Raw genomic sequence first — 9,363 nt, forward strand, 5'->3', positions numbered from 1 at the left:
TGAACCTTTCCCGGTAACCTGTCGTCGCTTTCGGTAGCGACAACTCCGTGTGTGTGGGTTGACCTTCAGGTGGTGCGTTGGTGCTCCATGTGGAGCAGCACGAGGCAGGCCTTCGCGACGGAGCCGATCTGCCAGGGGTCGATCGTGACGTTGTGCAGGACGCCGAAGGTGCCCTTGAGTAGGGCGTTTCCACGTTCGCCGACGGCGCGCAGCGCGTTGTGGATCCTGTTGTGGCCTTTCTGTTCGTCGGTGAGGGTGCCACCCTTCGGCTTCTTGAACGGGATCGCGAGCGGGCCCTCCTGGGTCGCGCACCCTTCGTAACCAAGGTCGAACAGGACCCGGTGGAGCTCGTCGCCTGTCCACTCCCGCAGGACCCCGATCGCGCCTGAGGCACGCAGCGCGGTCAGGTCGTGCTCCCGGCCGGGCCGGACGTCGGAGACCCACAGCGGGAAGCCGTCGTCCGGGGCGGTGACGACCTGGATGTTGCCCGCGTGGTTGTGGGCCTTCTTCGACCACCACAGGTCCACGCCCTTCGTCGGGCCGGGCATGGACAGGCGGTCGGTCTCGACGAGGGTGCCGTCGACGATCACATGGTCGTAGCCGGCCATCTTCGCGGCGATCAGGGCATTGCGCAGGTCAGGCGCCTGCCAGGCCAGCAGCGCTCGACCCTCGTGGATCGCGCGGTAGCACACGCTCCTGCTGATCCCGTGATCCTCGCAGAGTCTTCTGACCTTGGTGCCGTCGCAGAACCAGCGGATCACGACCGTGGCCTGGTCGGCGCAGCCGAGCTTCCGGGTCCCGTTCCGCGTGCCGATGCGCTCGCGTTCCGCCGCCAGGATGCGGACCAGACCCCAGAACGTGTGATCGCTGACGGGCAGGTAGGAGACATATGGGATGCTCATCGCGACGCGGGGCCTCTCGGAAGTTGATCTGTGGAAGGACTACTTCCTACCGAGGCCTCGCGTTTCGTCGCCTACCACCCCCGACGCACCGCCCGTCCGTCACTCACAGCAACCAAACGCGGAGCGTGACGACTCGTTACGGGGAAAGGTTCAATGAGCATCGCGTCGCTTTCTTTTTGGCGAATGTTAACGGGCGCGTAGAAGTGGCCCCGGAGGGATTTGATCGCATCGCAATTAATTGCCGAGAGCTGTCGGGGAGGCAACCCCTATGCGACCCGAACCCCTAGTTGGGGGCCGGTCTGGACGTCGCCGGAAATGAACGTGTGATTGTGTAGCATGAGCCGCGTGACTGGCGGAAACCAGCTCCAGCCAAGGTCCACACTCCAGCTGAGACCGCCGAGTCGGCAGCTGCAACGTCGGGCGATGGGGTGGTGGGCGGTACAGGGGCTTGTCTGGGTGCTGCCGCCGGTGACAGTGCTGGCCCTGCTCACCGCACTCATCCCGCCGGCCCGGCCGTGGCTCGGCCTGTCCCTGGCGGTCGTCGGGGTCCTCGGGCTGGGCTACCTCGCGGTGGTCCCGGTGTGGCGGTACCGGGTGCACCGGTGGGAGGCCACCGACGACGCCGTCTACGCCCGGTCCGGGTGGTTCTGGGTGCGGTCGCGGATCGCGCCGATCTCCCGGATCCAGACGGTCGACACGGTGAGCGGGCCGATCCAGCGGATGTTCCGCCTCTCCGGTGTCACGGTGACCACGGCGTCAGCGGCCGGCCCGGTCGTCATCCACGGCCTGGACCGGGCGGTCGCCGCCGACCTGGCCGAAACGCTCGCCGCCCGCACCCAGACCTCGCCCGAGGACGCCACGTGACCGACCCGACGGTTCCCTGGCGTCGGCTCGACGCCCGATCCGTCCTGGTCAGCGCGGCGTGGCTCGTGCCGCCACTGCTCTCCACCGCGCTCACGCTGCTGCTCACCGGCGGCGAGATCAACCTGCCGGCACTGATCACACTGGGCTCGATCTTCCTGACTTTCCTCGGGATCGCGGCGGTGTTCCTCCTGCGTCAGCGGACCACCCGGTTCCGGGTCACCGACCAGCGCGTCGAGGTCCACTCGGGTGTGCTGTTCCGGCGTCGGCGAGCCGTCCCGAGAGCCCGGATCCGCGGCGTGGACCTGACCGCCAGCCCGATGCACCGGCTGCTCGGCCTGCGTGCCGTGCGGATCAGCACGGGGCAGGACTCGGACGCGGACAGTCGCGAACTGGTGCTGGACGGGGTGTCCGTCGCCTCCGCGGAGGAGCTGCGACAGCGTCTGTTCGCCGGCGGGGCGGGCCGGCCGATCGCCACCATCGACTGGCGCTGGCTGCGGTACGCGCCGCTGACCATGTGGGGCTACGCCGGCATCGGCGTGATTCTGGGCACCTTCTTCGAACTGGTCGACGCGCTGCGCATCAACCCGGCGGACATCGGCGTCCTGCGAGGGATCGCGCGGGGGATCACCGCGCTGCCGCTGTGGGCGTCGATCGTCATCCCCCTGATCGTCGTGGTCGCCGTCGGAGCGGCCGGCGGCGTGCTGGCACTGATCGAGAACTGGTGGGGTTTCCAGCTCGAACATGCGGACCGGGCCCTGCGGTCGCGGCGAGGACTGTTCACCACCAGGTCGTTCTGGCTGGAGAAGCGGCGGCTGCGCGGACTCCAGGTCGCCGAGCCGGTACTGCTGCGCTGGGCCGGCGGGGCGAGGCTCAACGCGATCGCCGTCGGCCTGGGCAACAGCGACGACAGCTCGATCTCGCGCAGGAGCGTCCTCCTGCCGCCGGCGCCGCTGGCCGAGGTCCACCGGGTGGCGGCGGTGGTACTGGACGAGTCCCCGGATGTGATCAGTCGCATCCGGCTGCGTGGCCATCCGCAGGCCGCTCTGCGCCGCCGTCTCGGCTGGGGTATCGGCCTGGTCATGCTCGCCGAGGTGCCGCTGGTCGTACTGGGCGTCGTGCTCACCGAGGTGCTGCTGCACATCGCGTGGGCCAGCGCGCTCGTCCTGCTGCCGGTCGCCGTCCTCGCCGCCCTCGACGCCCACCGCAGCCTCGGGCACGCCGTCGACGGGCCCTACCTGGTGACCCGGTACGGCACCTTTCTCCGCCGGACCGTGCTCATCGACTGTGCTGGAATCATCGGGTGGCGGGTGACCCAGTCCTTCTTTCAGCGCCGGGCGGGGCTGCTCACCATCAGCCCGGTCGTGGCCGCCGGACGGGGCGCCTACAAGGTGCGCGACGTGGCGGTGGCCGACGGTCTGGAAATCGCCGAAAAGGCCACCCCGGGAATGATGACCTCCTTTCTCGAGTAACAGTCGCCGGTGCGGCGCCGGATCGATGGCAGGCCGCCCGGTCATCGGCCCGCCACGGCTGGGCTCGATCACGGGCGCAGCTGGGCGCCGGCCGGGGATGGTGCCCGGCCCGGGCGTTGCGGGGATCCGGCCCGTCCGATATAAAGGGGCTTCGAGTATCAGCACTGCGCCCTGATTGTTTGTGCAGTCCCGCTGTTGTAGTCCCAGCTGTGCCGGCCCTGGAGCGCTAGGGGCCGACTAGGGGCTGTGGACCCACCCCCGAGAAAGTTAGCCTGCGCTAATAGCGTTGGGTTGTTTTCTGGCTTTTTTCGGGATGGTGGGCCTGACATGGTGAGTTCGTCCGGGGAATCCTCGACGCTTCGTGATCGGTTGGCCTCCCTGACGCCGGAGGACCAGCACCGCCTCCTCGTCGCCCTGGTCACGCGGCTCGCCGTCGGAGCCCTGCGGCGGCCCGAGTCCGATCCCGTCGACGCCACCGCGACGTTCTTCGAGTCGGGCTTCGACTCGCTCACCGCCGTCGAACTGCACAGCCGCCTCGCCGCGGCGACGGAGCTGGCGCTGCCGGTCACGCTGATCTTCGACTACCCGACGCCGGCCGCACTCGCCCGGCACCTCCAGGCCGAGCTGCTCGGCCTGGAGCCCGAGAACGTGGTCGCCGTGCTGCCGCCCCCACAGCACGACGAACCCATCGTCATCGTCGGCATGGCCTGCCGCTTCCCGGGCGGCGTCACCTCGCCCGAAGACCTCTGGCAGCTCGTGACGTCCGGGGTGGACGCCATCGGCGAGTTCCCGACCAACCGCGGCTGGGACCTCGACGCCCTCTACCACCCCGACCCCGACCGGCCCGGCACCAGCTACACCCGGCACGGCGGTTTCCTCTACGACGCCGACCGGTTCGACGCAGACTTCTTCGGGATCAACCCGCGCGAGGCCCTCGCGATGGACGCCCAGCAGCGGCTCGTCCTGGAGACCTCGTGGGAGGCGTTCGAGCGCGCCGGTATCGACCCCACCGGCCTGCGCGAGCAGCGCGTCGGCGTCTTCGTCGGAGCCGAGACCCAGGAGTACGGCCCGCGCATCCAGGACGCCACGGACGGCATCGAGGGTTATCTCGTCACCGGCAACGCGGCCAGCGTCGCCTCCGGCCGTGTCGCCTACACGCTCGGCTTCCACGGCCCGGCGCTGACCGTCGACACGGCGTGCTCGTCGTCGCTCGTCGCCCTGCACCTCGCCGTGCAGGCACTGCGCCAGGGTGAATGCGTCATGGCGCTCGCCGGCGGCGTCGCCGTCATGGCGAGTCCCGGTTCCTTCGTCGCCTTCAGCCGGCAGCGCGGCCTCGCGGCGGACGGCCGGAGCAAGCCGTTCGCCGCCGCCGCCGACGGCACCAGCTGGTCCGAGGGCGTGGGCATGCTCCTGGTCGAGCGGCTCTCGGACGCCCAACGGCACAACCACGAGATCCTCGCGGTGATCGGCGGCAGCGCGGTCAACCAGGACGGCGCGTCCAACGGCCTGACCGCTCCCAGCGGGTTGTCCCAGCAGCGGGTCATCCGCCAGGCGCTCGCCGTAGCGGGTGTCACCCCCGCCGACGTCGACGTGGTGGAGGCGCACGGGACCGGCACCGTCCTGGGTGACCCGATCGAGGCCCAGGCGCTGCTGGCCACCTACGGGCGGGAGCGGCCGGCGGACGATCCGGTGTGGCTCGGTTCGCTCAAGTCCAACATCGGCCACACCCAGGCTGCGGCCGGGGTCGGCGCCGTGATCAAGATGGTGATGGCGATGCGGCACGGAGTGCTGCCGGCCACGCTGCACGTCGACGAGCCGACCCCGCACGTCGACTGGAGCGCCGGCACGGTCCGCCTGCTGACCGAGGCCGTCGAGTGGCCGGCCCGTGAGCGGCCGCGCCGGGCCGCCGTCTCGTCGTTCGGCATGAGCGGCACGAACGCCCACCTGCTCCTGGAAGCCTTCCCGCACGCGCCGGCGCCCGCCGCATCGACCGACACTGCACTGCCAGCGCAACCGGCAGCACCGGTACTGCCGGTTGCGCCGTTGGTGCTCTCCGGTGCCAGCGCGGACGCGCTCCGGGGACAGGCGACCAACCTGGCCGACCTGGTCGACCGGTCGCCGGGGGCGTCGCCGGTCGATCTCGGCCTGTCCCTGGCCACCACCCGGGCCCGGTTCGCCCACCGGGCGGTCGTCCTCGGCACCGGTGTCGAGGAGGTGCGGGCGGGCCTGTCGGCGCTGGCCGAGGGAATCCCGTCGTCATCCGTGCTCACGGGCACCGCGGGTTCCGGCCGGCTCGCGGTGCTGTTCACCGGGCAGGGTTCGCAGCGGATCGCCATGGGACGGCAGCTGTCCGCCGCGTTCCCGGTCTTCGCGGCGGCCTTCGACGAGGCCTGCTGGCACCTCGATCTGCAGCTCGACCGTCCGCTGCGCACCGTCCTCGACGACGAGCCGGAGCTGCTGGACCGGACCGAGTACGCCCAACCGGCGTTGTTCGCCGTCGAGGTGGCCGTCCTCGCCCTGCTGAGGCACTGGGGGGTGACGCCGGACGCGGTCGCCGGACATTCCATCGGTGAGGTCGCCGCCGCCCACGCCGCCGGGGTCCTGGACATCTCCGACGCCGCCGCCCTGGTGGGTGCCCGCGGCCGGCTGATGCAGGCGCTGCCCGCCGGCGGGTCGATGCTGGCCGTCGCGGCGCCGTCCGCCGAGGTCGTCGCGCTCCTCGGAGCAGAGCTGGACCTCGCCGCGGTCAACGGGCCGACGTCGGTGGTGGTGTCCGGGCCCTCCGCGGCCATCGACGCGTTCGCCGGGCTCGTCGAAGCCCGCGGGTGGCAGTCGACCCGGCTGCGGACCAGCCACGCGTTCCACTCACGGTTGATGGAGCCGATGCTGGCCGAGTTCCGTCGGGTGCTGCGCCTCCTGTCGTTCCGCGAGCCGAAGCTGCCCGTGGTGTCGACGGTGACCGGCCGCCCGGTCGGGGCGGGCGAGTGGACGGATCCGGAGTACTGGGTGCGCCAGGTCCGCGAACCGGTCCGGTTCGCGGACGCAGTGGACTCCCTCACGGGCATGGGGGTGACCCGGTTCGTCGAGGCCGGCCCGGACGGCGTCCTGACGGCGATGGCACGTCAGTGCCTGCCCGACGCGGACGCGGCGGTGTTCGTGCCGGCGCTGCGGCGGGACCGGGACGAGATCCGCACCGCCCTGACCGCGCTGGCGTCGCTCTTCGTCCACGGAACGGAGGTGGACTGGGCGACCGTGTACGAGGGGACGGGGGCCCGGCGGGTCGACCTGCCGACCTACGCCTTCCAGCGGCAGAGCTTCTGGCTGCCCTCGTCGCCGCCCCCGCGGCCCTCCGCCGAAGCGGACGCGCTGGAAGCCGGTTTCTGGGAATCCGTCGAACAGGCCGACCTGCCGGGTCTCGCGAACCAGCTCGGCGTCGCCAGCGGCTCCCTCGCGGAGATCGTGCCCGCACTGGCCTCCTGGCGGTCCCGGCGGCGGCTGAGTTCGACCGCACAGGCCTGGCGGTACCGGGTGACGTGGAAGCCGGTCGCGGAGCCGGCGCGGGCCGCCGTGGCGGGTACCCTGCCGGCCACGCTGCCGGGCACCTGGCTGCTCATCGGCGACGACCCCTCCCTTTCGGCGGTGCTCCTCGCGGCCAGCGCCTCGGTGCGCTCGGTTCCCACCAGCCCGGACCGGTCGTCGTTGGTCGCGCTCCTGTCCGAGGAGGAATCCCCGGTTGACGGAGTGCTGGCGCTGGTGGCGTCGGCCGCCGAGGCGCTGGTGGCCGTGCAGGCGCTCGGCGACGCCGGGATCGGGGCGCCCCTGTGGCTGGTGACCCGCAACGGTGTCTCCACCGGGCGCGCCGACCCTGCCGTAGATCTTGAAAAGGCGCAGGTCTGGGGCCTCGGCCGGGTCGTCGGCCTGGAACACCCGGACCGCTGGGGCGGCCTGCTCGACCTGCCGGAGAACATCGACCGCAGGATGGCGCCACGGATCGTGGCGACGCTGGCGGGCCTGACCGGAGGTGAGGATCAGGTCGCCGTGCGCGGCAGCGGAATCATGGTGCGCCGGCTGGTGCACGCATCGCACGCATCGCACGCACTGGCATCCGGCGCGGACACCCGCGTGTGGCACCCCGGCGGCACGGTGCTGATCACCGGCGGGACCGGTGCTCTGGGCGCGGAGGTGGCCCGGTGGGTGGCCGCCAACGGCGCGGACCGGGTGGTGCTGGTGAGCCGGCGCGGGCCGGACGCACCCGGTGCCGGGGAGCTCGCCGCATCGCTGCCGATCGAGGCCGACATCCGAGCCTGCGATCTGGCGGACCGGGCGGCGGTCGCGGAGCTGCTGGCGTCGGTCGGGGAGATCAACGCCGTGGTGCACGCCGCGGGCGTGGCGCAGGACGCGCCGCTCATGGCCGCCGACGAGGTGCATCTGGCCCGGGTGCTGGCCGGCAAGGTCGCGGGAGCTCTGCATCTCGACGAGCTGCTCGCGGACGTCCCCTTGGACGCCTTCGTGGTCTTCTCGTCGATCTCCGGGATCTGGGGCAGCGGGGGACAGGCCGCCTACGCGGCGGCGAACGCCGCCCTGGACGCGCTGATCGAACGGCGGCGGGCCAGCGGGCAGACCGGGACCGCCGTGGCCTGGGGGCCGTGGGCGCGGATCGGGATGGCCGCGGACCCGGACGAGGCGGCACTGCTGCGACAGCAGGGACTGGTCCCGATGGAGCCCGACTTCGCGGTCGCCGCCCTGGCGGAGGCGGTCGGTGCCGGCGAGGACCTCCTTACCATCGCGGACGTCCGCTGGGACGTGTTCCTCCCGGTGTTCGCGGCGGCGAGGCCACGGCCGCTGCTGACGGATCTGCCCGAGGCCCAGGCCGCCGTCTCCGCCGAGGGCGCGACGGTGGTGTCGTCGTTCGTGCAACGGCTGGCCGACCTGCCCGCGGACGAACGGGCGCGCCTGGTCAGGGATGTGGTGCGTACACACGTCGCAGCCGCGCTGGGGCACCCGTCGACGGAGGCGGTGGCGCCCGGCCGGGCCTTCAAGGAGCTGGGCTTCGACTCGCTGACCGCCGTCGAGCTGCGCAACCGGCTGGCCGTGGCCACCGGGCTGGCGCTGCCCGCCACGCTTGTCTTCGACTACCCGTCGGTGGAACGGCTGTCGGAGTTCGTGCTTTCGCGGGTCTCCGGCTCCGTGGTCGCCGTCTCCGAGCCCACCGCCGCGGCGACCTCCGCCATGGCGACCTCGGACGACGACCAGATCGTGATCGTGGGCATGGGATGCCGGTTCCCGGGCGGCGTGGACACCCCGGAGCGGCTGTGGGAACTGGTCCTGGCCGGCGAGGACGCCGTCGGGCCGCTCCCCACGGACCGCGGCTGGGATCTCGACTCGCTCTACCACCCCGACCCCGATCACGCCGGCACCTCGTACGCTCGCGAAGGCAGCTTCCTCTACGACGCGGGCGACTTCGACGCCGCACTGTTCGGCATCAGCCCGCGCGAGGCCGTGGCGATGGACCCGCAGCAGCGGTTGCTGCTGGAGACGTCGTGGGAGGCCTTCGAACGGGCGGGTCTTGATCCGCTGTCCCTGCGCGGCCGCTCAGTAGGCGTGTTCACCGGATCCAACGGTCAGGACTACGCGGCCGAACGAAGCAGAATCTCCTCCGACGTCGAGGGATACCTCGGCACCGGTACCGCGGCGAGTGTGCTGTCGGGTCGGGTGGCGTATTCGTTCGGGTTGGAGGGCCCGGCGGTGACGGTGGACACCGCGTGTTCGTCGTCGCTGGTCGCGTTGCACCTTGCGGCGGGGGCGCTGCGGTCGGGTGATTGTGAGATGGCGCTTGTCGGTGGCGTCACCATCATGGCCACCCCTGACGCCTTCATTGATTTCTCCCGGCAGCGTGGCCTGTCGGCTGATGGTCGTTGTAAGTCGTTCGCGGCGGGTGCGGACGGGACGGCGTGGGGTGAGGGCGTCGGTGTTCTTCTGGTGGAGCGGCTTTCCGATGCTCGGCGGTATGGGCATCGGGTTCTTGCGGTGGTGGCGGGGAGTGCGGTTAATCAGGATGGTGCGTCGAATGGGTTGACGGCGCCGAATGGGCCGGCGCAGCAGCGGGTGATTCGTCAGGCGTTGGCGGG

At 71.5% G+C, this 9,363-nt stretch carries 4 protein-coding genes; 3 read left to right on the plus strand and 1 reads right to left on the minus strand.

From position 1 onward, the window contains the following. Positions 1–65: 65 nt before the first annotated feature. Positions 66–902, minus strand: coding sequence for an IS5/IS1182 family transposase (locus B207_RS0130630; protein ID WP_018638110.1), 837 nt, complete (start codon positions 900–902; stop codon positions 66–68). A gap of 423 nt (positions 903–1,325) precedes the next feature. On the opposite strand from B207_RS0130630, the gene B207_RS0130635 reads away from it, so the two are divergent. The 3 genes from B207_RS0130635 to B207_RS36460 all read left to right on the plus strand — a co-directional run. Beyond that, positions 1,326–1,766, plus strand: a complete 441-nt coding sequence (locus B207_RS0130635; RefSeq protein ID WP_018640514.1) for a PH domain-containing protein — start codon at positions 1,326–1,328, stop codon at positions 1,764–1,766. Further along, positions 1,763–3,235, plus strand: coding sequence for a PH domain-containing protein (locus B207_RS0130640; RefSeq protein WP_018640515.1), 1,473 nt, complete (start codon positions 1,763–1,765; stop codon positions 3,233–3,235). Before B207_RS0130635 ends, B207_RS0130640 begins: the two co-directional genes overlap by 4 nt. 330 nt (positions 3,236–3,565) lie before the next feature. After that, on the plus strand, positions 3,566–9,363 hold a 5,798-nt coding region (locus B207_RS36460; protein ID WP_407671488.1), incomplete at its 3' end, for a type I polyketide synthase.

The sequence above is a fragment of the Parafrankia elaeagni genome (genome assembly GCF_000374165.1).
Taxonomy (GTDB): Bacteria; Actinomycetota; Actinomycetes; order Frankiales; family Frankiaceae; genus Parafrankia; species Parafrankia elaeagni.

Bases quoted from the DNA above. Each gene is read 5' to 3' on its own strand.
- B207_RS0130630 (WP_018638110.1), bottom strand. From the start codon at position 902: ATGAGCATCCCATATGTCTCCTACCTGCCCGTCAGCGATCACACGTTC.
- B207_RS0130635 (WP_018640514.1), top strand. From the start codon at position 1,326: ATGGGGTGGTGGGCGGTACAGGGGCTTGTCTGGGTGCTGCCGCCGGTG.